The sequence below is a fragment of the Bacillus sp. B1-WWTP-T-0.5-Post-4 genome (genome assembly GCF_009183795.1).
Lineage (GTDB): Bacteria > Bacillota > Bacilli > Bacillales > Bacillaceae_G > Bacillus_A > Bacillus_A cereus.
In genome coordinates this window covers 957,024-981,314 of record NZ_WEIJ01000001.1, presented here as the reverse complement: position 1 = coordinate 981,314, position 24,291 = coordinate 957,024, and the positions used below count along the sequence as shown (strand labels likewise).

Here is a 24,291-nt window from a genome sequence, read left to right as displayed (position 1 = left end):
TAATCACCTTTCTACTTTTTAAAACTTAATGTGTTGTGATAATTTTTGCATATAAAAGGAACGAATTAAAAGGAAAAATAAAATTTCAACTGTTCCAAAAATCATAAGTACGACTGTAACCTCAGCGAAGAACGAGAGATGTAATATTTCTTGTAACATCTTTGTCGCAAACATCGTATGGATTGATGCCATAATGTAAGGCACGAAGAAAAGAATCGCAAGCTGAATTGTCGCTGAACGTTTCATTTCAGTCTCAGTTAAGCCAATTTTCGTAATCGTTATATATTTTTCTTGCTCATTTGTTAAATCTGTATACATTCGGAAGTAAAGAACACTACCAGCACCGATAAAGAAAATAACACCTAAGAAAGTACCAATTAAGAAGAATGAAGCGACATTTAGTTTTGTTTTGTATAGAGAATCGCTCGCTTCACTTGCATGGAAAGGCGGGTGCTCTGCTTGAATTGCTGCATTATCGTTATCGATTTTTGTTATAAACGATGAACCGATATTATGTGCTTTTTCCCAATCCGTAACTTTGAAGTTATATACACTCATTTGTTTGGAAACGGTGGATAAGGCTTCTACATTTTCATCAGATAGTATGAGTAATTTGTATATTAAGCTATTTGGGAATGGGCTATAACTTTTATATTCTTTCACTTGTAGTTGTAAATTGTTTTGAGTAAGTGTAAGAGTATTTTTCTGTTCTTTATTATGAAGCGTTCCAATAACTTGATCATCTAAGTCTTTCATAAGAATATAAGATTCATTCTTATTTACTGTGAGCGTTTCCCAATTTAAAGCCTTAGCAAGTACATTATAGTCACTTTGTTTAATTGCGTAATAGAGCTGCGTGTTATCTTCAGCTGAAGATACTTCATATATATCCGTTTTAAATTTCGTATAAGTAAAATGCTCTTCATTAAATTTCTGCTCTAACCAGTTTAAATGTTCATCAGCTAACGTATTTTCAGTATGCGATAAATACGTAAACGGGAAAGGGTTTTGTCTAATCGCATCAAACTTTGTAAACTTCCCGAATCCATATAAGAATGTAATCATTGTAAAAGCGAGCGTCGATAGCATCGCTACAATAAAGAGCATATTAATATTCGTCCGAATACGTGATGCTAGATCAGAAATCCAAAGCATATTAATTCGTTTCATATAAAACGTTCTTCGCGTTTTTAAAATACGAATAAGTAAAAAACTAATTTGTGAAAAGAAAAAGTATGTTCCAGCTGCAATAAGGGATGGGATGACAAATATACTAGAGACGGCATATAAAAGCCCAATGATGTCACCTAGCGACATAAAATACAACGGATTTGCGGCTAACGCATATCCACATATTAAACACGTCGCACCAAATAGAGAGATGAGCACGGATGCTTTTCTTTCTTTTTGTTGTGTTCCTTCTTTCAAAAGACGTACGGCTTTTCTCGTACGAATGAGCATCGGTGTAAAAGATGATACGAGAATGAAGAGCCCAAGAAAGATGATGATAGTTAAAACGATAGCACTTGTAGGCCCATATAAATATAAACCAGGTACGTGTGTAATTTTGGCGGTAACTAACAAAAAGAACTGTGAAAAGACAACTCCAAGTTGAATGCCAAAAAATATAGAAAGAACACCAATTAACATATTTTCTATAAATATGAGTCGTTTTAATTGTTTTTGAGATATGCCAAGTACTGTTAAAATCCCGAACTGTTTTTTTCGTACTTTTAAAAACGTCCCGATTGAATACAGTAAAAAGAAAAATGAAAAGAACACAATGACAACCTCTGAAATTGTCATTAATATGTTCAGATAATAATTAACGTCTGTCATATGCAATTTCGGATGAAATAAATAAACTGCAAATGAGAAAAAGATTGCAATGGAGAACGCACTGCTTACAAAATAGGCGAAATAAGCTCTGGCGTTCCGCGTCACGTTTTTAAATGCAAACTGCCAAAATGTCATTCACCTAAACCTCCTAATAGGGTGAAGATGAAAAGAGTATGAGAGATACTCTTTTCATCAAGTTTGTTTTAAATATTTTGTCCACTCGTGTAATGTGATAATTTTTGCATATAAAGTGAACGAATGAATAAGAAAAATACGATTTCAACGAATCCAAAAATAATAAGAACGGCTGAAACTTCTTTGAACAGAGATAAACCAATTACATCTTGTAGCATTTTTGTTGCGAACATTGTATGAATGGATGCCATAATGTACGGAATGAAAAATAAAATACTAAGTTGAATGGTTGCAGATCGTTTCATCTCTGTATCTGTTACACCGATTTTAGAAATCGTTATATATTTCTCTTGTTCGTTCGTCAAATCCGTATACATTCTAAAGTAAAGAACGCTACCAGCTCCAATGAAGAAAATAACTCCTAAAAATGTCCCAATTAGGAAAAATGCAGCACTGCCTGATGTTATTTTGTATAACGATCCTGCTGATTCAAAGGAACGAATAAGAGGTCCTTCATACTGGGATTTATTTCGATCTTTTTGCACTTTTTCTATAAAATTATCAGCAATTTCATATGTCTGTTCCCAGTTTTGAATTTTGTAATTGTATGCTGATATATGTTTTACGGTGTTAGGTAAGTTATTTACGATAATATCAGGCAACACTATCGTTTGATATGAAAAGTCAGATGGGATTGCGTTTACATGCTCATAACCTTTTACTCGTAATTTCGTATTTGTACTAGAGAGTGTAATGTAATCTCTTTTGTAGCTTTGCTCAAATTCGTTGAATATGGTGATATAAGATGTCCCTGTTAGCACATATGCTTCGTTATCATCCATAAATAGTTGTTTCATTCGTAAAGAATCTGCAAGTTTATTATAGTCACTTTGCTTAATTGCGTATACGTCATTATAAATAGCTATATCTTTATCTTCTTTTAGTGGTGTTTCATATATATCAGCTTTTATTTTTTGATAAGGGAAATGCTCTTTTTGTAATTGTTGCTCAAGCCAATTTAAATGTTCTGTAACAAAAGGGTTCGCATCATAAGAAAAATAAGAAATTGGAAAAGGAGAAGTTCTATTCACCTCTAGCTTAATAAATTTCCCGAATCCATATAGAAACGTAATCATTGTGAAAGCAATTGTAGATAGCATCGCTACAATAAACAGCATATTAATATTCGTTCGAATACGGCTCGCTAAATCCGAAATCCAAAGCATATTAATCCGTTTCATATAAAACTTCCTTCTTTTCTTTAAAATATAAATAAGTAAGAAACTAATTTGTGAAAAGAAGAAATATGTTCCAATTGTAACAAGCGTTGGGATAACGAAAATACTTGAAACCATATATATAACACCGATTTGCGGGCTTACTGATACGAAATATTTAGGATTTCCAGCTAACGCATAACCACCAAATAAACAAATCGCACCAAATAATGAAACAAGTATGGATGGTTTTCTTTCTTTTTGTTTTCCACCATTTGTTTTTAAAAGGTGTACTGCTTTTTTTGTACGAATAAGCATTGGTGTGAATGCAGATACAATGATAAAAAGACTAAGGAAAACAATGGTTGTTAAAATAAACGCGTTAGTAGGCCCATATAAATATATTCCTGGAACATGGGTAAGTTTGGCTGTTACTAATAAGAAAAATTGAGAAAAAACAACTCCAAACTGCATGCCGAAAAAGATAGATAAAATCCCGATTAACATATTCTCCATAAAAATAAGACGATGTAATTGTTTTCTCGATATTCCTAAAATGGTCAAAATACCAAATTGTTTTTTTCTAACTTTTAAAAAAGTACCAATGGAATATAGTAAAAAGAAGAAAGAGAAAAATACAATTACTACTTCTGAAAATATCATTAATCCTGAAATTTCAGAGGTCATGTCAAAGTTTTGTAATTTCGGATGGAATAAGTAAACAGCAAACGAAAAGAACACAGCAATGGAAAAGGAGCTACTTACAAAGTAAGCAAAATAAGCTCTTGAGTTGCGCGTGACGTTTTTAAATGCAAATTGCCAAAATGTCATAGATTATACCTCCGGCTAGAAGATATAGAAGTAGTTGTATTGCAAAAAATGTATGAGAGTGAGTTCTCATACATTTTGCTTGCATATGTTACGATCATACTTCGGTCACCTTCTCCGTATGTTCTGCTTGATTATTTGCAGCATTGTGGAAGATGATTTTAATGGTCGTTCCTTTACCAACTTCAGAATCTAGTTTGACAGAGTGACCTAAATAATCACAAATTTTACTTACAATATAAAGTCCCATACCAGTAGATTCTCCGAAGGCGCGACCGTTTTTCCCAGTGTAAAACGGTTCAAATACTCTTCGAATATCTTCTTGTGGAATACCAACACCTTCATCACGAACTTCTAAAATAATATCTTTTCCGTTTCGGTAAGCAGATAAGAAAACTTTCTTTCCGCGCTCACCGGAGTAACGAACAGCGTTTGTCATTAATTGATAGATGATAAATTTTAGCCATTTCGCATCAGAAGCAACTTTTAAATCAGAATGGACTTCTAAAACAGGGAAGACACCATTACGAATGAATAGTTCTTTTAATCCATTAATATTTTTTGTTACCGTATCTTTTAATGAAATCGTCTCGACATGGAAATCTTCATGGAAGTTATTTAACCTAGCCATGTATAAAGCCATATCAAGCCCTTGGTTTAGACGCTCTAATTCTTTTTTAAACTTTGGAATTAAATGCTCGTCTTCCATTTCTAGCACCATAAGCTGCATAACAGAAACAGGTGTCTTCATTTGATGTACCCAATGGTTAATGAATAGTTGATGTTCTTGTTGTTTTACTTCATACGATTGTAGTTCTTTTTGGAAGAGGCGGTACTGCGTACGCACGAGTTCATTGACACCGTGAGGCATCGGAGCAGTCGCTCTTTCAATAAACGCATCTTCCATTTTTTCTGGTTGCTCACTTAATCTATGGTACATTCTACGATTGCGAACGTAACGGTAAGCGAGGAAACAAATAAATAAATATAAACTTAAAACGACGAAGTAAAATTTATTGTTTTGAAATCCATCTACTGCATCATAAAGAACGAAAATGATACCGAAGTTTAAAACGTACAGTAGGAAAAATGCAAAATGATCACGTAAAAATAGCTTCATGCTTATTCACTCCAAGTTGCGTTAAAGCGATATCCAAGTCCACGTACTGTTTCAATAGAGTTCTCAATGCCAAGCTCATTAAACTTTTTACGAAGACGTGTAATGTTTACGTTTAATGTATTTTCCTCAACGAAGCTTTCGTCATCCCAAAGCGCAGCTAATAAATCTTCACGGCTCGCTGTACGAGGAAATTTAGATAATAACATTTCTGCTAAAATTGCCTCTTTCTTCGTTAAAAGAACTTGTTCAGATCCGAAGTGAATTTCTGGACGTTCAGGGAATAGTTTTAATCCTTCTACTTCAACGATACGTTCCGAAATATTTGGTGCATAATCACCGTAAATACGGCGTAATTGTCCTTTGATTTTCGCCATTACAACGTCGTAGTGGAATGGTTTTGTAATGTAATCATCCGCACCGCTTTCAATTGCCATAATTTGTTCCATCTCACCAGCACGCGCTGAAATGAAAATAATTGGACAAGTAGATTCATGACGAATTTGACGGCACCAGTAGAAACCATCGAATTTCGGTAAGTTTACATCAAGTAAAACAAGATGGGGTTTCACTGCGTTAAACGATTCCATAATATCATCGAAATTCTCCGCTACCACAGCCTCATAACCGTACTTCTGAATGTGAGATTGCAGTAATGATGAAATATTTGGATCGTCTTCAACGATTAAAATTTTATACATATGTATATTCCTCCTCAAAAAAAACAATTGTAGCTATAGTGTATCATGTGTTTCAAGTCTTTTCATTATGTTGAAAGATAAGCTAGTAAACAGTATAGGTTAAAAGTGAGAAAAGTAAAAAGGGCGCTGGATGAAATTTACAAATAACGGTAATCGGTTTAATATTTAGATAAATATCTAAATGTCTAATTATCGAAAGGAAGAAAGACATTGAATCAAGCATTCAAAGCATTAGCAGATCCAACAAGGCGAAAAATTTTAGACTTATTAAAAGAAGGCGATCTAACCGCTGGTGAGATTGCTGAACATTTCAATATGACAAAACCAAGTATTTCACACCACTTAAATGCACTTAAAAATGCTGAACTTATTCAAGATGAAAAGAAAGGGCAATTCGTTATGTACTCTTTAAACACAACGGTCTTTCAAGATTTATTGACTTGGGTGTTTACATTTACGAATAAGGGGGAAGAGGGGAAATGAAAAAGCATCTTTTTGCAATCTTATTAATTGTTATAACTTGTTTAGCTTGGGCGTTTGCTTGGCCACATTTACCGGATACAATTGCAACGCATTGGAGCGGCGGTAAAGTAGATGGATATTCTTCTAAATTGTATGGAATGGTTTCTATGATTGGAATTATGATTGTTTTATATATTTTTCTAAACGTGTTACCAAAGATTGACCCAAAGAAAGCAAATTACGAGAAGTTCTCTAAAGCTTTTATGATGATGAATAACGGGATACTACTGCTACTATTTGTAGGGAATATAGATATTATTACAAGTGGATTAGGATACAACTTATTCATTAATCGTGTGCCGGAATTATTAGTTGGTATTTTATTTATAGTCATCGGAAACTATTTACCACAATGTAAACCAAACTACTTTGTAGGTATAAAAACACCGTGGACATTAAGTAACGAAGAAGTGTGGAGAAAAACGCACCGTTTTAGCGGAAAGGTGTTTGTTGCATTGGGGATCATTATGATTTTAAGTGTTTTTGCACCAGTGGCGTGGAAATCTTTCGTAATGGTTGGAATTATTATTGGTGCAGTAGGATTAACGATGGGATATTCATATATTGCTTATAAAAAAGAAATAGGGGCCTAATAAAAAATTATGGGGGAGAGAGGATGAAAAGACACGTATTACCATGGAGTTTAATTATTGGCATTGCAATTGGATGGTATATTGTATGGCCATATTTACCAGAACAAATTCCACGCCATTATAATGCAGCAGGAGTAGTAGATGGATATTTTTCTAAAATAGAAGCAAGTTCTGTTTCAATAGGTAGCATGATGTTGCTGTATTTGATATGGCTAGCTCTTGGGTATATTGATGTAACGAAAGATAAGTATAAACAGCATGCTAAAGTCCTTTCCGCAATCCATTATGCAATTCTTTTAATAGGATTCGGTTGTAACTTATTTGCACTATTAGCCGCGTCTAATTATATTGCATCGGGCTCAATTGCATTTAATTTTGGGCTTGGAACATTGTTTCTTGTACTAGGTAATTACATGCAACAAACGAAGCCGAACGGGTTAGTAGGCATTCGAATGGACTGGACATTAGAAAATCCTGTAGTTTGGAGGAAAACACACCGATTTGCTTCGAGGGTATTTGTAATAGGTTCACTTTGTATATATGCCGGGGCTTTGCTTCCAGATCCATTTAATATTTTTATAGGGATTGGAATGATATTAATATGCATTATCGTATCAACAATAAAGTCATATAGTATTTATAAAGAAGAGTTGAAAATGTAAATAAAGCTGCTTTTCCTTTTAGGGAAGAGCAGCTTTGTTTTTTTTATCACTTCTTCAAAACCGGTATCCAAATTTCACTTTTAAAGTTTGGAGAAGATATATCTTTCTGTTCATTCCACAATATTTCCGGTCCTTCCGCTAGTTCATAGTTCGAAGAAGGGAACCATTCAGAATAAATACGTCCCCACACATTTTGTAATGCATCAGGAAATAGACCGACAGCTTCAAATATGGCCCATGTTGAAGCTGCGACTTCAAGTTGTACGAATTGCTCTGGGCAATCTTTCGTTGTGGCTACTCCAATGTAGTGATCGAGTTCGCCTTTTTCCTCCATTCTTCCTTCAGAAAAATTAGTAGAGGCACTAATAATTCCAGTAGGTTCAATGTTTGAAAGGGACTTTAATGTTTGAATAGACTCTGGGTTTAAACTTTTCCACATAGAAGCAATTTCTTCATTTACACCATTAAAAACGATTGGTACTCGTTTTGTAATACCTATAATTCGAAATGGCTCTTTTTCTTCAATTCGATAATTCATTTCATTTCCTCCTTGAATGGATAATTGGAAGGTCATTGGTGAATAAGCCTTCAAAGAATGGCTACTATTTCGGGCTTCTGAAGGTGTTATACCGTGCAAGTTTTGAAATGCACGAGCGAATGAATCTGGTGAGTTGTATCCATATTTTATAGCGATATCAATGACTTTTACATTGCTGTTTTTTAGTTCAAAGGCAGCGAGAGTAAGACGTCTACAGCGAATATATTCTGATAGTGATATACCTGCTAAAAACGAAAACATTCTTTTAAAGTGATACTCAGAACAAAGAGCTAGCCTCGCAACTTCTTTAAAATCAATTTCATTCGTAAGGTTATCTTCAATATAGCGCATTGCAGCATTCATATTTTTAAGTGAATCCATATTATGACCTCCTCTGTACATAGAATAGCAGGAACGAAATAGCTCCATCCGACATTTCGTGCACAACTTTGTAGGTGCATTTTTTACCTTACAAAATTGTAATGTTCCTGTAAGGAGAATGAATGGATGGTATGATATCCCAATGTTATAGTAACAAAGTACTTTAATTCATTACGTTAACTTTTTGATTTCTTTACTTATGTGCCTTACATAACTGTCATGTTTGTGTAAGAAACATCGATAGTGGCAAGAGTAGAGAGTGTATATAGTTGAAAATAGAGAATAGATGAAATGAGGGATGTCGAGATGAAAACAGTGCTAGAAGCAAAAAATATTGAAAAAGTATATGACACGGGTGGTAATAAATTTGCAGCGTTAAAAGGTATTAACTTACAAGTAAAAGAAGGTGAGTTCGTTGGAATTATGGGACCTTCAGGTTCTGGTAAGACGACTCTACTAAATGTTCTTTCTACAATTGATAATGCGACAAACGGTGAAATTTTAATTGATGGAAAAGATATCGTAAAAATGAATGACGATAAGTTAGCGTTATTCCGCCGCGATCATTTAGGTTTCATTTTCCAAGATTATAACTTATTAGATACGTTAACGGTGAAAGAGAATATCGCTTTACCACTTGCGTTATCAAAGGTGAAAGCGAGTGAGATTGATCGCCGCGTTCTTGAAATCTCAAAGAAATTCGGTATTGATCATATTTTAAGTCAGTTCCCATATCAAGTATCTGGTGGACAGAAGCAGCGCTGCGCAGCATCACGTGCGATTGTTACGAATCCAAGTATGATTTTCGGAGACGAGCCAACTGGAGCGCTTGATTCTAAATCTGCAACAGATTTACTTGAAAGTATGAAGTCGTTAAACGAATATGATAACTCAACAATTTTAATGGTAACGCATGATGCATTTGCAGCAAGTTATTGTAAACGAGTTATTTTCATTAAAGATGGTGAACTATATAAAGAATTGCACCGCGGTGAATCGACGCGTAAACAGTTCTTCCAAAAAATTGTTGATGTAATGTCTTCTATTTCTGGGGGTATGGCTGATGACCTTATCTAGCATTGCCCTCCGCAACATACAGCGGAACTTTAAAGACTACTTTGTATATTTTGCATCTATGATTTTTAGTATCGTTATTTATTTTACATTTAAAGCATTGCAATACAATTCACAAATGGAAAAAGCTGCAGAAGCTTCAAAAAAAATTAGCGGAGCGTTCCAAGTTTCAAGTGTCATGCTTATCATTTTCGTAGCAGTGTTTATTATATATTCGAACGGTTTCTTTACACGTAAACGTAAAAAAGAAGTTGGCTTATATTCGTTATTAGGTATCCGTAAAAGACAAATTGGTAAAATGCTCTTTTATGAAAATATGTTAATGGGATTAATGTCTTTAATTATCGGTATTGCGATTGGTAGTGTCCTTTCAAAATTATTCCTTGAACTGCTAGTAAGCATGATGGGATTAAACTTAAATGTTCATTTTGAAGTACCGATGGCTGCCATTATTGATACAGCACTTATTTTCTTTGTGATTATTTTATATACATCACTTCAAGGATATCGTTTAATTTATCGATTTAAGCTAATTGAACTTTTCCGCGCCGAACGTGAAGGAGAAGCAATGCCAAAAGGATCAGTTATTATGGCATTAATTTCAGTTGTCTTAATCGGTTCAGGTTATTTTTTAGCATTAATGTTCATGAAAGCAGTTAAATATGCAGACTTTATGGCAGTTGCACTTTATATTTTATTGGCGACAGTATTAGGTACGTACTTACTATTTATGTTCTTTACAGTATTCGTATTGAAACGTGCAAGAAATAATAAATCATCGTTTTATAACGGTATGAATATGGTAACGACGTCGCAGCTACTATATCGTATTAAAGGAAATGCAAAATCACTTGCGACAATTTCTATTTTAAGTGCGGTAACATTAACAGCGGTTGGTACGTCTGTTACGATGTATTACAACACATTTACGCAATCAAAAGCAGTTGCACCATATAGCTATTCTTATGAGAAAAAAGATGCAGCGCTTGATAAGAAAGTAAATGCGATTTTTGCAGAAGAGAAGAAAGATCATCCGATTAAAGATCAATTTGAAATTGAGACAGTTCCTGTAAAAGGGAAGTTTGAAGGAGATAAAGTTGATTTCATCTTTAATATGAACTACAGTATCTCAGAGAAATATCAATTTATGTCTCAATCTGAATTTAATAAGCTTGCTAAGAAAATCGACGCAGAAACAGTGAATGTAGCTGCTGATGAAGCATTTATATATGATAGTTCGTATATGGAAGGACATGAGTTTAGTCCACAATATAAAGGAAACAAAGCAGTATTCCAAATTAGGAACGAAACGAAGCAATTAAAAATCCAAGGTGCAAATGACGTTGCGATTACAAATTTAGGTGAATTAGTTGTTGTCGTTTCAGATGAAATGTATGAACAAGCGAAACAAGCATTTGGAACACGTATTGTAAAAAATATTGATGTGAAAGATGAGAAAAACAGTAAAGTGTTAACGGAAAAACTAACAAAAGTGATGCCAGCTGGTGAATCAGAAATGGTGTTATCATTTAGAGATTTCTACACTGGTTTCCATATGGGGCTTGAAGGAACAGGATTAATGATGTTTATTGGAATGTTCTTAGGGCTTGTATTCTTACTAGCAACAGGTTCTATCATTTACTTTAAACAATTAACAGAAGCAAATGCTGATCGTGAGCGTTATGTTGTACTTCACAAAATAGGGGTCACAAAACAAGAAATGAAAAAAGCTATTGCAAAACAAGTAAGCTTTATCTTTGCAATCCCGTTAGTAATCGGAATCCTGCACAGCTTGTTTGCATTAAAAGGTTTAGGGAACATACTACCATTTGAAATTATGATTCCGCTTCTAATTAGTATCGGAGTATACGGCGCTATTTATATTGGATATTACTTCTTAACTGTTCGTTCTTATTATAAGATCGTGAGTGCGAAGTAATAAGGGGCAGCTATCGCTACAGGCGATAGCTGTTTTTTTATTCTTCATAAAATCTTAAGAAACTTCCTCAATTTTTATTAAGAAACGATAGTTATACTTAGACACAAGTTAAAAACTACCGAACGAATGAGGAGAGGTTTATATGCAACTCATAACATTCTTACATGAATTTATGAAACATCCGAAACATACTGGTGCAATTGCGCCAAGTTCAAAAATATTAGCAAAGAAAATGGTCGATGTAATTGATTTTAATAAAGCGAAATGTATTGTAGAGTTAGGGCCTGGTACAGGGGTCTTTACGAAAGAGATTATGAAGAGAAAAAAGAAGGAAACAATATTTCTTCTTATTGAAATTAATGAAGTGTTTTGCAAAGAGCTAAAGAGAAAATTTAAAGATGAGCAGAACGTCATTGTTGTGCACGGTTCAGCTGAAAATATAAAGAAGTATATGGAAGAGTTCCATATAGAATGCGTGGATTACGTTTTATCGGGATTACCTTTTACTTCTTTACCAGAAGAAGTTTCAAAACGTATTTTAAACAATGTAATGGAAGCGATACATGAGAATGGTGAATTTATTACATTTCAATATTCACTTGTGAAAAAAGGATTTATACAGCACTTCTTTCCTGAAATTACGCTAGAGAAAGTGTGGCTCAATTTCCCACCAGCGTACGTCTTTAGCTGTAAAAAAGAGCTAAGGAGAGCGTATGCATAATGGAATTACATGAATTATTATCCTATATTGAGCAGTACGGTTATTGGGCATTATTTTTCTGTTTATGGTTAGGTATTATCGGTATGCCAATTCCAGATGAAATGATTGTTATGAGTGGAGGATTTGTATCTTCATTAGGTATATTAAATGTTATTCCTGCGTTTTTATTAACGTATTTAGGCGTTGTGTCCGGACTTTCTTTAGGCTATATATTAGGGAAAATATTTGGTACAAAAGTACTTGATAAGCTAATGAAAAAGAAAAAAGCAAAGTATGTTGTGAAATCGCAAGAGATGGTAGAGAAGTATGGTCATTATGCATTAGTTACAAGTTACTTCATACCAGTTGTAAGACATGTTGTACCGTATTTAGTTGGAATGAATAACATGTCATTTAAGACGTATGCTTTGTATTCTTATACGACAGGATTTCTTTGGACACTCGTTTACTTTGTGCTAGGTTCTTTATTTGGACAACATATTGAAAGAATTGTAGCAGTTGCGATAGAGTATGGTGTGTATTTTGGCGGGAGCATTGCATTGATTGTGAGTGTGTTTTATTTTTACAGACAAAAAAGAAATACAGTGATGAGTAAATAAAGGAGGCGGCAGCCTCCTTTTATTATTAATATGGCTTTATTTATCGAAGTGCTGATGCAAAGCCCTGTTACATTAAGAAAAAGTTAAGAAACCGTACGAGTTTTTATTAAGAAATGCTCTCTATACTTAGAAAGGTCTTATAGAAAAACATAATGAAAGGCGGCATATAGATGAAAAGATTTATTTTAGGATCATTACTTGTCATCATAGCAGGAGCGGCATATTTGTTAAATGGGAGTGCTACGATTGATAGAGTGAATCCATTTATTGATTTAGAGAACCATTACGCAATTATTGATAATGATGGAAAAGAATTAGGTGGAAATAAAGGCCTTGAGTATACAGTGAAAGCTTATGATGAGAAAGGTGAGGCAAAAGAAGTTACGATTAGTGAGGTTGATGAGTTACCGAAAGGTTCGTATTGGCATGTAATTACAAGAGGGAAGTTTTTACATGACAAAGTGCAAGTAACGATAGAGAAAATTCCTGAAGGTGCGAAGGCAAAGTTAGGATTGTAAATATAAACCCGATTCTTGATGAGAGAATCGGGTTTGTTATTTTATGGTAAAATTTAGAGGGGAGGAGTGAGAGGCATGCTACTTATTGTTAGCCTTATATTGATTGGGATTATGTGCAGTATGAGAATAGTATCCTTACATATGATAGAACGACAAAAGATAGAAGAGCGATATGTATATTGCCCAAAATGTGATGTGAAAATTAGAAAAGGGAATGCTGCGCCTTTTTGTTCGAAATGTAATTTAATATTTTAGAGAAGGTAAAAAGGCAAAAACGAACATATTTCGGTTCGTTTTTGCCTTTTTTAATGAAGAATAAGAACAATTTTTCATTTCTCACTAATAACTTTTACAGTTACCTCCGCAAAAATAGCGTATTTTTTTAATAAAATCATTTTAAATGAAATTATTTTGGAGCTACATACGTTGAAACGTAAAATTGTTACTTATTTGTATCTATAACACTTTAAAGTGCGTACTTTTTATTGTGTTGTAGATAAGACATAATTACATACGTGAGAGGGAAATGAGTAGTGAGGAGCTAAAAAGCATCTATGTTATTTTTCATAACTATCGTGCTTTGATCGGCCAGTCCTTGTCACATTAATTGATATTCATTAAACATTTTTAAATAGATTTTAGGAGGAAATTTTAAATGAAAGATTTATTAAAAGGTACACTTGGTTTTGGTACGGCACCACTAGGTAATATGTACCGCAATATTCCGGAAGAAGAAGCAATCGCAACAGTGGATGCTGCTTGGGATAATGGTGTTCGTTACTTTGATACAGCTCCACTTTATGGATCTGGTTTAGCAGAGATTCGTCTTGGTGAAGCACTATCGAAAAGAAATCGTGATGAGTACTTCTTAAGTACAAAAGTAGGTCGAATTATTTCAGATGAATTGGAAGATCCATCTACACGTGATTTAGGTGAAAAAGGCGGACTGTTCGAATTTGGTCGTAAAAATAAAATTATCAACGACTACAGTGCGGACGCAACTCTTCGTTCTATTGAAGATAGTTTAAAACGTTTAAAAACAGATCGTCTAGATTTTGTTTATATTCATGACGTAGCACAAGATTTTTATGGAGATGAGTGGATTTCACAATTTGAAATTGCTCGAACAGGAGCATTCCGTGCACTTACTCAATTGCGTGATGAAGGTGTAATTAAAGGCTGGGGCCTTGGAGTAAATAAAGTAGAATCAATTGAACTTATGCTGGACTTAGAAGAAGCAAAACCAAATGTTTCTTTACTAGCTGGTCGCTATTCATTATTAGACCATGAGCGTGCGTTACAACGCGTAATGCCTGCGGCTGTAAAAAACAATATGGACATTGTTGTTGGTGGACCATATAGCTCAGGTGTTCTTGCTGGAGGAGCTCACTTCGAATACCAAAAAGCGTCACCAGAAATCATTGCAAAAGTTAATAAAATGAAAAGCCTTGCAGATCGTCATGGAATCAGTATTAAAGCTGCTGCTTTACAATTTGCATTGGCTAATCCAGCAGTTGCTGCTGTTATTCCAGGTGCAAGTAAACCGGAACGAATTGCAGAAGACCAAGCTGCATTAAAAACAGTGATTCCGGCAGCGTTCTGGGAAGAAATGCGTGAACAAAAACTAGTTGCAGCTAATGCACCACTACCAATCAACGTTAAATAAAAAGGAGAGTAATTAACATGGCAAAGACTATTACATCTATTCAAATTCCAGCTTCACCTGAACAAGTATGGAAATTAATCGGAGGTTTTGATGCACTTCCAGATTGGTTACCGTATATTCCTAGCAGTAAAGTAACTGAAGGCGGACGTGTACGCCATTTAGCTAATCCTGATGGCGACGCGATTGTAGAGCGTTTAGAAGCATTTAATGAGAAAGAACGTTACTACACATATTCAATTATGCAAGCACCATTCCCTGTAACTAATTATTTATCTACAATCCGTGTTAAAGAAGGGAAAGATGCTAACACATCATTAGTTGAATGGTCTGGTAGCTTCACTCCTGTAGAGGTTACTGATGAAGAGGCAATTAATCTATTCTATGGAATTTATAAAGATGGTTTAGAGGCGTTACAACAAGCATATTTAGCTTAATTAATTTATTAAACAAAAAAATAGAGTGAGTATTTGAAAGCCTGCAGTGTAACAGCTGCAGGCTTTTTTATGAGTATAGAATTTCTTTTTAAGAAAATATATCTATACTCAATGCTGTTACTTAAAGAGAACATCACGAATTATAATAGAATGAAGAAACTGTGGATGTAAAGAGGGCAGAAGCACATATAGATCGAGAGCGTTACATCGTCCTTTGAAAACTCGGTGTCACGAAAAAAGAAATGAAAAAGGCAATCGCAAAACAAATGAGATTTATCTTCTTTATTCCTTTAGTAGTTGGTATAATACACACTTTATTTGCACTAAAAGGATTAGCGACAGTTATTCCGTATGAAATTGCAGTTCCGTTACTAATTAGCATCGGTGTGTATAGTGTTATTTATATTGGCTATTATTACTTAACGGTTCGTTCTTATTTCAGGGTTGTTAGTAAATGAAAATAAGGTATACAGTTTTTGAAAAAGCGAAAGAGAGCATAGTGAAAATTATGTTCTCTTTCGCTTTTTTTAGTTAAAATGAGGTGTAAATGAAGATGGTATTTAAATGGAGTGTTACATTTGGAAATTCTTATCATAGCAGGATGTTTATTAATTGGTATCACTTTAATCAGTTTCAGTATTTATCGATTTGTAAAAGAATTAAAAGAAAAAAATTCAAAGAAAGAGAAATGGAAAGTAGTAGCTGGAAATTTGATAGAGTTATTTAGTGATCCATTGCACGGAGCACCGTTCTATTTTTTAACTGGGGGTCTCTTTTTTGTAATCGGGCTGTTATTTCTTTCTATGGGAATGGGATGGCTTGAAATTGATTAAGGCGTATTAACAAAGATGTTTCATAGTTGTATTGCGAAGAGGAGAGAGCAAATGCCGGTTATAAGAGATATACAATTGAGTTTTCTAAAAGTAAAAGAGCATACTAGAAGCACTGAGACATTACAGTTAGCATCTACAAGCAACTACGATGAAGATATCTCTTTTGGTAAAGAGACGAGCTGTATTACTTCTTTATATTGTCGACATATGCCAAAGTTAAGAATGGAGTATGAGAAAGGTATTTTGATTCATTGTGTGGATGATATTTCATTACTCGATGAGTGGGAGAAGAAATATCGAATTTTCCCTGAATATATGAATGCTTTTGTGGAATATGGGAGTGTGAGGGATTTTCCATATTTATCAGATAGAGAGAAAAAAGAATTAGCCCTTCAAATCGTTCATGCGGAAATGAAGCGTTTAGCTGTGAAATATGATTGGGATATAGAAGAGTTAGAAAAAGTGAAGAATAAAATACTAGAATTGAATTATAGAAACGAGTTCGTATATATATAAAAGAGTAGTCCGAATAAAAAATACGTATGTAATATAACATGTCAGCATGAAGTGGCTTATGCTGACGTGTACTTAGAAATAAGAGAGTATAGAACGAGGCGGTTAATCAAAAAGGAAAAGCTTATTAGAGAAGAAGATATGTATAAGATGTTTCATCATGTTAGTGAAGTGGCTTGGAAGTTAAATCATAAAGTGCTACTGATGAATGATAAAGGAAAAACTGTATGGATGTTAACCTTTTTAGAGAAAGATATCCCAGCTAATTTAGTTTGGAAGATTGAAAGAATAGATTGAAAATAGATGAGAAGTGGAGTGCATATGATGGAGACACAAATCGTTATTGGAGTACCTGGTTTATGGAAAGATAGAACAGAATTAATACAAGAAGTTGTGAGTAAAAGTAACTATATATTAGCGGGAAATGTGATGCACCATAAGGAGAAAGAGATTGGCTTTGAAATTGATATATATGAACAAGACCCTTCTTTGAGAGAGGCTTTCTTCTATGCAGGTGGTGAGCGTTTTAATGAAGAATTGCTTCAGGAGTTGGAGAAGCATACTTATACAGTGTATGTTATTGCAAAAGTTGACGATACAGAGAGATTACAAGAAGTAATTGATGTAGGAATGGAACTTTTAAATGCAGGTGGACTTGCTTTAAAAGTTGAAACAGCAGGTGTGGCTTATTCGAAAGAAGAATGGCAAGAGCTTGCAGAGGATAAGGAAATCTTCCCGATGTATTCGCACCTTGTAACTTTAGTTGGAGATGAAGAGGACGGTTATTATTCATGTGGAATGCAAGCATTTAATCTACCAGACGTTGTTTTAGACGGAGGGATAGATCCGGAAGTAGCTGTAGATTTATTGAATGATTTTAACCTACATAATATATTGGAAAAACCTAATTTGAAAGATGGAGATACAATTAGTTTCACAGAAGATGCTCCAGTGTATCTCTTATCTCATTATATAGATAATCGTTATGAACAAGAGGATCCATTTTATAATCCGTGTGGGGTATGGAAGTTAGAGAGTGCTTCGGCAAAGAAATCTATCTTTCAAAAATTGGGGAGTGTGCTAAAAGGATGGAAAAATACATAAAAGAACAGAGGAGTATATGTGATAAATATAAAGCGGAGTATGTAGAATCTCCGAATGACTTGAAATTAGGAATAGCGCAAAATGTGAAAGATGGTATTGTTCCGATTAATGGGTTACGAATGCCTATAGAAAACGGAACGACAGGTTGGTACATTTGGGCTGGTGAAGAAATGGGGACAGAAGAAGATCTCTTTCTTCCTTTACATGTTCAACATATTGATGAATGGGCACCTGAGATAAAGAAGTATTTAGGGTTACCACCTGGTTGGAGATTTTTAATTGCTGGAGATTACGAGGACGTGTGGTATGATCCGAATTTGTTTGATGAAGATTTAGAAGAGGATGCAGATGAATGGTACATGCATAGCATATTAGCAGAAGATATTGATGGCATCCATGCTAATTATCATACGCATGGTCTAAGAGATAACTTTAATCATCAAGATTTACAAATAGCATTAAATATGGATCCTGAAGTCGCGCATAGTGTTTTTTGTACCATAATAGAAGAAATAAAGAGCGGAAAAAAGTTTGAACAAGGGATTGAGTATACGAATATTATTGAAGGATATCCCATTATTATGAAGTCTTTCGTAGAGATGGATCGAGAAGTTTTGAGGGTTTTATTACCTGATGAAAGAGGGATTCTTCCTACTAGGTCAGAGTGTGATGAGTGTTATAAGACTCAATTGGATAGTATTGAGGAAATTTGATAAAAAAAGAGCTTGAAACTATTCAAGCTCTTTTTTTATCACTATTTATGTCCTAAAATATGCTCAATCTCATGCAAACTTAATTTACTTGCCTTAGCAATCGTTTCAAGTGGTATACCAAGATCATACATATTTTTAATCATTTGAATTTTCCCCTGTTGAATGCCTTTTTCAATGCCTTTTTCAATGCCTTTTTCAAGCCCTTTTTTAATTCCTTGTTCCATTCCTCTTTTTATTCCTTCTGTCTCTGCATGGGCGAATTTTGCTGCTTCATCCATTAAAACTTTCTCCCTTGCGTCATAGGCTTGTCGGAAAGAAGAATCCTGACTCATACGTTCCCATTTATTTATTGCTTTTTGTAAAATAGGGTCTTGGTTCATAGCAATATCCTCCAATAGTTTAGTTAAGTGCTCATCCTCATTTGCTGAAAGCAATAAAAGCCAACGAACAAATGGATCTTTCCACGGATTTACTTTTTCTTCATGCCATTGTTCAGTTAACTTTGGAATTTCTATAATGTGGATTTCTATGTCTTCACTCAGGATTTTTTGTTGTTGTGTATTCCATAATATGCTCGTTGTATGGAAGGCTGGGTGTTCCGAAAACATTACGAAGTTTAGTAAGTTTATGGTGATGGTTTTGTGAAGTGCACTGTAGGGCATCCCTTTTTGTAGTTGAGATGTGTATAGTCTTCCCCAATAATATAAACTGCGTTTAACCATATCGTGATTATTATTGAGTTGTATTTCTACATTAACTTTTGTTCCTGTGTCTAATGTCGCTGAAATGTCTAAAATAGATAACTTATCCTCTTCATATTCCCTGTGTAAATGTGGATCTTCTAGTTGTAGAGAAGCAATGGGCGACTCTAAAGACTCTTGTAACATAGCATTTAAAAATGCAATTAGAATATCTTCGCTACCATTCGTACCAAACAATTGTTTAAATGCAAAATCAATGCGTAAATTAACTAACTGTTGGTTGAACAAAGTTTGTCCTCTCCCTTATATGAAGGTACTTCTTTCCTTCATTGTACATAAAAAGAACTAGAGTATGCAAACAAGCCATTCTTCTATTTTTTAGTAGTGTTATTAGAATGTCACAGTTAAGTATGGTTATGTTATACTCTAGTGAAATTAAAAAAATATTTTTGTTTATATCGGGGTGAAGATGATACATATGCAAAAAGATATTTTAAAACTATTAGATAAAAAGCAAAGTAACTATGAATTTCCTGCCTTTGATAATGAATATATGGATATTTCACAAGTGAAATTCTCTCTTTTCTTTAAAGATGCTAAGGATTGGCTAATGGTGTTTCAAATTGTGGGTGTAGGTTCATTAGGTGTATGTAATGATATTCAAGTATATGGCGATAGAATTACTCATTCAATGGGTGATGATTGCATTTTACAATTAAATAATGGCGATTATGAGTTGTTTGATGATGAAGGTGAATTTATACCGAATATTTATAACGGCAGTTTAAAAATTCGCGAGCATCATTTTGAATATGAATTTACAGAAGAAGATTATATAAATAATGGAATAGAAGTACAAACGACAGAGCATTATCCAACATACTTCATGCGTATGCTTGCTACTAATGAGGAAGCTCAAAAATTATTGTGGTGGGATAAAGGAGAAATTTTAGAAGAGTTCGGTTTAGAAGGCGACTGGGAAGTAGCGTATGAAACGGAAGAATGGAAACATGTTGAAGACGAAAAAGTAAGTGAAAATGAATTCTTCCAATCAGTAGCCGCTGCAATAGAGAAGAAAGATCCAAGTGTTATTGTGAATGAAAATGCTAATACGCATTGGAGAAATTGGATAGAGTTTGATTGTGACTGAAAAGGATAGGAGAAAGAATAACAAATGAAAAGAAGAAGAAAATCCGGAGAAAAAGTACAAATGCATCGTTTTGCACTACCTCTATGCTACGGAAGTGAAGCACCATATTATTATTACAAGGTAGCGCCCCATGAAAGAGAGGAACGCTTCCATTTAACATCAGATCTTTGTGTAATGGATGATGAACATTATTTTATTAGAGGTTGTTTAGAGCTTCCTATCATTGATTACCACGAAAATTTCATATGGACTGTTTGGGTATCACTTAGTAAAGAAAGTTATGATGAAGTATTAGAAAAGTGGGATGAGAGAGGCCGAGAAAATAGTGATCCTTATTTTGGTTGGTTATCTGTAGAAATACCATTTTATCCAGAAACATTAAATTTAAAAACAAATGTACATATAAGAGAAGTTGGAACGGCACCGTATGTTGAATTAGAGCCAACCGAGCATCCTTTAGCGATCGAACAAAGAAATGGAATTACTTTAGAGAGAGTTAAAGAAATACAAGAAATGATTCAACGACATAACTAGATTAGAAGAGAAAAAAACGAGTGCTAACACTCGTTTTTTTCTTTACACAACCGCAGGATTATAAATCATCGTAAAGTGTCCTGGTAATAATTCAATGTGACAAGGTGTATGAAGCGAACTTTCTCCATCTGTATCTACTTCTTTTTCTTCTTTCGTTTCAATATGAATGGATTTCGCTTTTACGTGGAAGATGTCATTTTCATTTGAGTCTTCAAATAGTTTCTTTCCGATGTAATCTTTAAATGCTTGAATACCCGTTGATTTGACTACGAAAATATCAAGTGTTCCATCATCACATTTTACGTTCGGAATAAAGGATGGAATACCACCAAGATATTCACCATTTCCAACCATGACAAGGACAGCTTCGTCTTCATATACTTGTCCGTCATAAGTAATTTTTACCGGGAATGTTTCAGCATTTTTTACAGTTCGAATTGTGCTTAAATAGTAACCGATTTTACCAAGCTTTGCTTTTTCTTCTGCATCGATATTGTTTGATACTTCAGATACGAGTCCAATGCCCCAGAAGTTTAAGAAATGTTGTTCATTTGCTTTTGCAACGTCAACTGGTTTTACGTGTTCCTTTGTGATAAGTTTTGCCGCTTCTGCAATGTTTTGCGGAACACCAAGTGTGCGAGAGAAGTCATTGCAAGTTCCACCTGGAATGATTGCAAGTGTAGGTCTAGTTTCGAGAGGTGCTAAGCCATTTGTGCATTCAAATACTGTTCCATCACCACCAAAGACGATAATTAAATCTACTTTACTAGCAAACTCTTGGCAATATTTTGTTGCATCACCTTGTTTTTTCGTATGAAGGATATGTAGATCAGGAAAAGCTGCGGCAAGAGGTGGTACGATTTTTGTTAAATTTGTATGTAAGTCACCTTGACCAGCTTTCGGATTTACGATGAGGAGTACTTTTTCAAATTTTGTCTTTGTCATATTTCATCTCTCCCTGTAGTTTGTAATGGAAAGAAAGGAGCTGTTCCCATGTATTTTAGAACAGCTTCTCCCTATTAATTGGATGCTAACATTGTCAGTTATTGTCGGTAAGTCGATATATTTAAAAAACCGCCGATATAATTTGAGTTACGGTCGATATATTTTGAAAATCGCCGATATACATTTTATATACTATCAATTTTTTAAGTTATACGCTTATTCCGTTACAACTGAAGCAATGAATGGTAAGTTACGATATTTTTCCGCACAGTCGATACCGTATCCAACGATGAATTCGTCTGGAATTTGGAAGCCAACATACTCAGCTGTTAAGTCTACTTTACGACGTTCTGGCTTATCAAGTAATGTACAGAACTTGAGTGCTTTTGGTTTATGCATAAAGAAGTGGTCTTTTAGGAAATGAAGTGTTAAACCAGAATCGATAATATCTTCTACAACAATTACGTTTTTTCCAGTAATGTTTACGTCGATATCTTTTAGTAGTTTCACTTTTCCTGTTGTTTCTGTTTGATTTCCGTAGCTAGATGCAGAAATAAAGTCAATTGTTACATCATTTTTGATGTGACGAATTAAATCAGCAGCAAATACGAATGAACCTTTTAATACTGCGATAACTACGATTTCTTCTCCTTCAAAGTCACGTTCGATTTGAAGTGCTAATTCTTTAACTTTTGCTTGTAATTGTTCTTCAGAAATTAAAGTGTCTTTTATTTCAATATTCATTGTAATCCTCCTACAGTGTAAAACTTGCGAACATTTCGACTGTAAAGGATAGAATAGAAAAAGTCAAAGGAGATAGTAATTTTTTACAAAGATAACGCCAAAATCATCTGATGATATGATATACTAAGTGTATTAAGAAAACGCTTCCATAAAGGGTGAATATGATGAAGAAGAAACAGTACACAAGTGTAACATTTATAAAAGCATTACTTTTAACAATTGTTCTTGGCCTGTTGGCTTACGTAATTGATGTACCTGCGATTCGTATTTCATTAATTGGAATGACTTTAGTGTTAGGAGCAATTTCGCACGGTATGATGTCGCAGCTAAAAGAAGCTGGACTTGATGATATGAGAGATCATATAGATAAAAAGTAAGAAACCTTCATTATATCGAGTGAAGGTTTTTTTGTTTCTTACAAAAATGTAAGGTAGTTGTAAGGCAAATCGATAGTTGCATAATAGCATTTTGGATAAACTATGGGTGTAAGGTAAAAGGCAAGCATATTTTAGGTAAATTAAGTTTTAGGCACTCTATATGTGAAAAAGGAGTAGGAGGGCATGGAGAAACGTTGGACGACCTTTTCTTTTTTAGCGACTAGTAACACCGTAATGCTAGATGGAAAAATGGATTTTTTGCACTTGTTTGATCGTGAAGATGATCATTCTTCTTCTAATTTTACAATGAAATGGAATAAATGGAGCGAGAGTTGTAGGTTTGAAGAAGAGGCCCCTAACGAAGAGCAAAAGATTATTTTAACAAACCCTATTAAAGCGTGGGTTGTTCAACGTCGTAAGTGTAACGTCAAAAATCACTTCAAGAAAACTGAGCCGAGACAATTAGTTATCGCTCCAGCCCGTTCTACTTCCAAATCACGCGAAAGTAACATGTAAATAATTGAGACACACACCCGAAAAAAACATCGTACATATTGCGATGTTTTTTTCTTTTTCTACAATGAAATCTTTAAGTGAAATATATTTCATCTGCATCTTATATTTATATCTCTTGCTTATTCTAGTAATACATCCGGTGCGAGTTGATGTGAATAAAATATAAGGAGAGAATTAAGATGAAAAAGAGACTATTACCAATTTGTGCAATGGCACTTTTAACAGTAGGATATTCTTCAGTAGCGAGTGCAGATACTGGAACAGTAACAAAGGAAGAAGCGCAAGTGCAACAAGATAAAGCTAAAAAAGAAGAAGCAATTAAGGAACAGCAAAAAAGTGAAGTAGAGAAAAAGCAAGCGGCACAAGTACAAGAAAAAAATGATATGGCTAAAAAAGAAGAAGCAATAAAAGCTGAGAAAAAAAGTGAAGAAGAGAAAAAGAGAATAGCGCAAGAACAGTTAAAAAACGATATGGCCAAAAAAGAAGCAGCGATAAAAGCCGAGCAAAAGAATGAAGTAGCTAAAAAAGAAGTAGCAAAGCCAGTTATACAAGGTGAAAAATTACCAAATACAGCATCAAATAATGTAGCAATGATGGGATTAAGTGCATGTCTTGTAGCGGTAGGTACATTATTTGGTTTGAATCGTCGCAATAAGATTAAAGCGTAAATAAAATAT

Annotated in this window: 27 protein-coding genes and 2 pseudogenes; 21 read left to right on the top strand and 8 right to left on the bottom strand. The window is 34.3% G+C overall.

Features of this window, described 5'->3' with window-relative positions; genetic code table 11:
- Window positions 1-18: 18 nt before the first annotated feature.
- From GBN91_RS05320 to GBN91_RS05305, 4 genes are all read right to left on the bottom strand, one after another.
- The gene (locus GBN91_RS05320) at window positions 19-1,974 is read right to left on the bottom strand and encodes an ABC transporter permease (RefSeq protein ID WP_006929208.1); all 1,956 of its coding nucleotides are present in this window, start codon (window positions 1,972-1,974) and stop codon (window positions 19-21) included.
- A gap of 68 nt (window positions 1,975-2,042) precedes the next feature.
- Window positions 2,043-4,022 carry an ABC transporter permease gene (locus GBN91_RS05315; RefSeq protein WP_006929207.1) on the bottom strand — a complete coding sequence of 660 codons (1,980 nt, stop codon included), beginning with the start codon at window positions 4,020-4,022 and terminating at the stop codon, window positions 2,043-2,045.
- A gap of 94 nt (window positions 4,023-4,116) precedes the next feature.
- Window positions 4,117-5,139 (bottom strand): sensor histidine kinase, encoded by a 1,023-nt coding sequence (locus tag GBN91_RS05310; RefSeq protein ID WP_000765342.1) that lies wholly within the window; start codon window positions 5,137-5,139, stop codon window positions 4,117-4,119.
- 2 nt (window positions 5,140-5,141) lie between these two features.
- Entirely contained in the window at window positions 5,142-5,837 is a 696-nt protein-coding gene (locus GBN91_RS05305) for a response regulator transcription factor (RefSeq protein ID WP_000276738.1), read from the bottom strand.
- Window positions 5,838-6,047: 210 nt separating this feature from the next.
- Between GBN91_RS05305 and GBN91_RS05300 the strand changes: the two genes are divergently transcribed.
- Genes GBN91_RS05300 through GBN91_RS05290 form a run of 3 tightly spaced genes read left to right on the top strand, consistent with a single transcriptional unit; the run spans window position 6,048 to window position 7,614 of the window.
- Window positions 6,048-6,320 carry an autorepressor SdpR family transcription factor gene (locus GBN91_RS05300; protein WP_001070523.1) on the top strand — a complete coding sequence of 91 codons (273 nt, stop codon included), beginning with the start codon at window positions 6,048-6,050 and terminating at the stop codon, window positions 6,318-6,320.
- Complete coding sequence (locus tag GBN91_RS05295; protein WP_152121297.1) at window positions 6,317-6,952, top strand: SdpI family protein; 636 nt, start codon at window positions 6,317-6,319, stop codon at window positions 6,950-6,952. The genes GBN91_RS05300 and GBN91_RS05295 overlap by 4 nt, the downstream gene beginning before the upstream one ends.
- Before the next feature lie 23 nt (window positions 6,953-6,975).
- Window positions 6,976-7,614: an SdpI family protein gene (locus GBN91_RS05290; protein ID WP_113303922.1), complete on the top strand. Its 639-nt coding sequence runs from the start codon at window positions 6,976-6,978 to the stop codon at window positions 7,612-7,614.
- Window positions 7,615-7,660: 46 nt separating this feature from the next.
- Here the strand turns inward: GBN91_RS05290 and GBN91_RS05285 are convergent, their stop codons facing one another.
- The gene (locus GBN91_RS05285) at window positions 7,661-8,533 is read right to left on the bottom strand and encodes an AraC family transcriptional regulator (RefSeq protein WP_152121296.1); all 873 of its coding nucleotides are present in this window, start codon (window positions 8,531-8,533) and stop codon (window positions 7,661-7,663) included.
- A 306-nt stretch (window positions 8,534-8,839) separates the two neighbouring features.
- On the opposite strand from GBN91_RS05285, the gene GBN91_RS05280 reads away from it, so the two are divergent.
- The 13 genes and pseudogenes from GBN91_RS05280 to GBN91_RS05220 all read left to right on the top strand — a co-directional run bounded on the left by GBN91_RS05280 (window position 8,840) and on the right by GBN91_RS05220 (window position 18,647).
- Window positions 8,840-9,610 carry an ABC transporter ATP-binding protein gene (locus GBN91_RS05280; protein WP_000859655.1) on the top strand — a complete coding sequence of 257 codons (771 nt, stop codon included), beginning with the start codon at window positions 8,840-8,842 and terminating at the stop codon, window positions 9,608-9,610.
- A complete protein-coding gene (locus tag GBN91_RS05275; protein WP_152121295.1) occupies window positions 9,597-11,546 on the top strand; it encodes an ABC transporter permease in 1,950 nt (649 codons plus the stop codon). Before GBN91_RS05280 ends, GBN91_RS05275 begins: the two co-directional genes overlap by 14 nt.
- A 142-nt stretch (window positions 11,547-11,688) precedes the next feature.
- Window positions 11,689-12,267 (top strand): class I SAM-dependent methyltransferase, encoded by a 579-nt coding sequence (locus GBN91_RS05270; RefSeq protein ID WP_001176087.1) that lies wholly within the window; start codon window positions 11,689-11,691, stop codon window positions 12,265-12,267.
- On the top strand, window positions 12,267-12,866 hold the full coding sequence (locus GBN91_RS05265) for a DedA family protein (RefSeq protein ID WP_000418905.1): 600 nt from the start codon (window positions 12,267-12,269) through the stop codon (window positions 12,864-12,866). The genes GBN91_RS05270 and GBN91_RS05265 overlap by 1 nt, the downstream gene beginning before the upstream one ends.
- Before the next feature lie 170 nt (window positions 12,867-13,036).
- The gene (locus GBN91_RS05260; protein WP_152121294.1) at window positions 13,037-13,384 is read left to right on the top strand and encodes a YxeA family protein; all 348 of its coding nucleotides are present in this window, start codon (window positions 13,037-13,039) and stop codon (window positions 13,382-13,384) included.
- Between the two features lie 75 nt (window positions 13,385-13,459).
- Window positions 13,460-13,639 carry a hypothetical protein gene (locus GBN91_RS05255; protein ID WP_016123498.1) on the top strand — a complete coding sequence of 60 codons (180 nt, stop codon included), beginning with the start codon at window positions 13,460-13,462 and terminating at the stop codon, window positions 13,637-13,639.
- 400 nt (window positions 13,640-14,039) lie between these two features.
- Window positions 14,040-15,050 (top strand): aldo/keto reductase, encoded by a 1,011-nt coding sequence (locus GBN91_RS05250; RefSeq protein ID WP_152121293.1) that lies wholly within the window; start codon window positions 14,040-14,042, stop codon window positions 15,048-15,050.
- 17 nt (window positions 15,051-15,067) lie between these two features.
- Window positions 15,068-15,484, top strand: a complete 417-nt coding sequence (locus tag GBN91_RS05245; protein ID WP_006929196.1) for an SRPBCC family protein — start codon at window positions 15,068-15,070, stop codon at window positions 15,482-15,484.
- A 179-nt stretch (window positions 15,485-15,663) separates the two neighbouring features.
- Window positions 15,664-15,942: pseudogene (locus GBN91_RS05240) on the top strand (FtsX-like permease family protein); the annotation flags it as partial.
- 120 nt (window positions 15,943-16,062) lie between these two features.
- A complete protein-coding gene (locus GBN91_RS05235; protein WP_152121292.1) occupies window positions 16,063-16,317 on the top strand; it encodes a hypothetical protein in 255 nt (84 codons plus the stop codon).
- A gap of 51 nt (window positions 16,318-16,368) precedes the next feature.
- Window positions 16,369-17,127: pseudogene (locus tag GBN91_RS05230) on the top strand (hypothetical protein).
- 27 nt (window positions 17,128-17,154) lie between these two features.
- A complete protein-coding gene (locus GBN91_RS05225) occupies window positions 17,155-17,934 on the top strand; it encodes a DUF4261 domain-containing protein (RefSeq protein WP_033695229.1) in 780 nt (259 codons plus the stop codon).
- The gene (locus GBN91_RS05220; RefSeq protein ID WP_152121291.1) at window positions 17,919-18,647 is read left to right on the top strand and encodes a DUF4262 domain-containing protein; all 729 of its coding nucleotides are present in this window, start codon (window positions 17,919-17,921) and stop codon (window positions 18,645-18,647) included. The genes GBN91_RS05225 and GBN91_RS05220 overlap by 16 nt, the downstream gene beginning before the upstream one ends.
- A gap of 41 nt (window positions 18,648-18,688) precedes the next feature.
- On the opposite strand, the gene GBN91_RS05215 is transcribed toward GBN91_RS05220, so the two are convergent.
- Window positions 18,689-19,636, bottom strand: a complete 948-nt coding sequence (locus tag GBN91_RS05215) for an Rpn family recombination-promoting nuclease/putative transposase (protein WP_152121290.1) — start codon at window positions 19,634-19,636, stop codon at window positions 18,689-18,691.
- A 190-nt stretch (window positions 19,637-19,826) separates the two neighbouring features.
- On the opposite strand from GBN91_RS05215, the gene GBN91_RS05210 reads away from it, so the two are divergent.
- Entirely contained in the window at window positions 19,827-20,498 is a 672-nt protein-coding gene (locus GBN91_RS05210; protein ID WP_152121289.1) for a DUF7003 family protein, read from the top strand.
- A gap of 24 nt (window positions 20,499-20,522) precedes the next feature.
- Entirely contained in the window at window positions 20,523-21,032 is a 510-nt protein-coding gene (locus tag GBN91_RS05205) for a DUF2199 domain-containing protein (protein WP_152121288.1), read from the top strand.
- A gap of 42 nt (window positions 21,033-21,074) precedes the next feature.
- Here the strand turns inward: GBN91_RS05205 and GBN91_RS05200 are convergent, their stop codons facing one another.
- Complete coding sequence (locus GBN91_RS05200) at window positions 21,075-21,977, bottom strand: diacylglycerol/lipid kinase family protein (RefSeq protein ID WP_000167902.1); 903 nt, start codon at window positions 21,975-21,977, stop codon at window positions 21,075-21,077.
- A 216-nt stretch (window positions 21,978-22,193) separates the two neighbouring features.
- On the bottom strand, window positions 22,194-22,721 hold the full coding sequence (gene hpt, locus GBN91_RS05195) for a hypoxanthine phosphoribosyltransferase (RefSeq protein WP_001019295.1): 528 nt from the start codon (window positions 22,719-22,721) through the stop codon (window positions 22,194-22,196).
- Window positions 22,722-22,882: 161 nt separating this feature from the next.
- Between hpt and GBN91_RS05190 the strand changes: the two genes are divergently transcribed.
- From GBN91_RS05190 to GBN91_RS05180, 3 genes are all read left to right on the top strand, one after another.
- The gene (locus GBN91_RS05190; RefSeq protein ID WP_002001286.1) at window positions 22,883-23,098 is read left to right on the top strand and encodes a hypothetical protein; all 216 of its coding nucleotides are present in this window, start codon (window positions 22,883-22,885) and stop codon (window positions 23,096-23,098) included.
- 183 nt (window positions 23,099-23,281) lie between these two features.
- Window positions 23,282-23,614, top strand: coding sequence for a hypothetical protein (locus GBN91_RS05185; RefSeq protein ID WP_152121287.1), 333 nt, complete (start codon window positions 23,282-23,284; stop codon window positions 23,612-23,614).
- Window positions 23,615-23,793: 179 nt separating this feature from the next.
- A complete protein-coding gene (locus GBN91_RS05180) occupies window positions 23,794-24,282 on the top strand; it encodes an LPXTG cell wall anchor domain-containing protein (RefSeq protein WP_152121286.1) in 489 nt (162 codons plus the stop codon).
- Window positions 24,283-24,291: the final 9 nt, after the last annotated feature.

Coding starts and splice junctions, on each gene's coding strand:
- GBN91_RS05320 (WP_006929208.1), bottom strand. CDS start 1,974: ATGACATTTTGGCAGTTTGCATTTAAAAACGTGACGCGGAACGCCAGA.
- GBN91_RS05315 (WP_006929207.1), bottom strand. CDS start 4,022: ATGACATTTTGGCAATTTGCATTTAAAAACGTCACGCGCAACTCAAGA.
- GBN91_RS05310 (WP_000765342.1), bottom strand. CDS start 5,139: ATGAAGCTATTTTTACGTGATCATTTTGCATTTTTCCTACTGTACGTT.
- GBN91_RS05305 (WP_000276738.1), bottom strand. CDS start 5,837: ATGTATAAAATTTTAATCGTTGAAGACGATCCAAATATTTCATCATTA.
- GBN91_RS05295 (WP_152121297.1), top strand. CDS start 6,317: ATGAAAAAGCATCTTTTTGCAATCTTATTAATTGTTATAACTTGTTTA.
- GBN91_RS05290 (WP_113303922.1), top strand. CDS start 6,976: ATGAAAAGACACGTATTACCATGGAGTTTAATTATTGGCATTGCAATT.
- GBN91_RS05285 (WP_152121296.1), bottom strand. CDS start 8,533: ATGGATTCACTTAAAAATATGAATGCTGCAATGCGCTATATTGAAGAT.
- GBN91_RS05280 (WP_000859655.1), top strand. CDS start 8,840: ATGAAAACAGTGCTAGAAGCAAAAAATATTGAAAAAGTATATGACACG.
- GBN91_RS05275 (WP_152121295.1), top strand. CDS start 9,597: ATGACCTTATCTAGCATTGCCCTCCGCAACATACAGCGGAACTTTAAA.
- GBN91_RS05270 (WP_001176087.1), top strand. CDS start 11,689: ATGCAACTCATAACATTCTTACATGAATTTATGAAACATCCGAAACAT.
- GBN91_RS05265 (WP_000418905.1), top strand. CDS start 12,267: ATGGAATTACATGAATTATTATCCTATATTGAGCAGTACGGTTATTGG.
- GBN91_RS05260 (WP_152121294.1), top strand. CDS start 13,037: ATGAAAAGATTTATTTTAGGATCATTACTTGTCATCATAGCAGGAGCG.
- GBN91_RS05255 (WP_016123498.1), top strand. CDS start 13,460: ATGCTACTTATTGTTAGCCTTATATTGATTGGGATTATGTGCAGTATG.
- GBN91_RS05250 (WP_152121293.1), top strand. CDS start 14,040: ATGAAAGATTTATTAAAAGGTACACTTGGTTTTGGTACGGCACCACTA.
- GBN91_RS05245 (WP_006929196.1), top strand. CDS start 15,068: ATGGCAAAGACTATTACATCTATTCAAATTCCAGCTTCACCTGAACAA.
- GBN91_RS05225 (WP_033695229.1), top strand. CDS start 17,155: ATGGAGACACAAATCGTTATTGGAGTACCTGGTTTATGGAAAGATAGA.
- GBN91_RS05220 (WP_152121291.1), top strand. CDS start 17,919: ATGGAAAAATACATAAAAGAACAGAGGAGTATATGTGATAAATATAAA.
- GBN91_RS05210 (WP_152121289.1), top strand. CDS start 19,827: ATGCAAAAAGATATTTTAAAACTATTAGATAAAAAGCAAAGTAACTAT.
- GBN91_RS05205 (WP_152121288.1), top strand. CDS start 20,523: ATGAAAAGAAGAAGAAAATCCGGAGAAAAAGTACAAATGCATCGTTTT.
- GBN91_RS05200 (WP_000167902.1), bottom strand. CDS start 21,977: ATGACAAAGACAAAATTTGAAAAAGTACTCCTCATCGTAAATCCGAAA.
- hpt (WP_001019295.1), bottom strand. CDS start 22,721: ATGAATATTGAAATAAAAGACACTTTAATTTCTGAAGAACAATTACAA.
- GBN91_RS05190 (WP_002001286.1), top strand. CDS start 22,883: ATGATGAAGAAGAAACAGTACACAAGTGTAACATTTATAAAAGCATTA.
- GBN91_RS05185 (WP_152121287.1), top strand. CDS start 23,282: ATGGAGAAACGTTGGACGACCTTTTCTTTTTTAGCGACTAGTAACACC.
- GBN91_RS05180 (WP_152121286.1), top strand. CDS start 23,794: ATGAAAAAGAGACTATTACCAATTTGTGCAATGGCACTTTTAACAGTA.